A 208-nucleotide genomic window follows, 5' to 3' on the forward strand; every position below is an offset into this window, starting at 1 on the left:
CCGTCGAACCAAGCGGGGCAGAGGCAGCGGCGCCTTCGAGAACATACCGCGCCTCGTAGGTCCGGCTTTGCGGGTCGGCAGAATCGGAAATCTGTCGCAAATGGGCTTTTCCACTTAGACCCTCGCCTCCATAGACACTGGCTTGCGCTTCGGATCCAGTCTCGGGCCGCAGGGTCTCCGGTAGCCAGACAACGGCTTCACGCGGCCC

1 pseudogene is annotated in these 208 nt (G+C 63.5%); it reads right to left on the reverse strand.

Annotation, left to right across the window (positions count from 1 at the left end):
* Positions 1 to 208, reverse strand: a pseudogene (locus AF337_RS45370) (efflux RND transporter periplasmic adaptor subunit); the annotation flags it as partial.

Source organism: Rhizobium ecuadorense (genome assembly GCF_001187535.1).
In the GTDB taxonomy this organism is placed as follows: Bacteria; Pseudomonadota; Alphaproteobacteria; order Rhizobiales; family Rhizobiaceae; genus Rhizobium; species Rhizobium ecuadorense.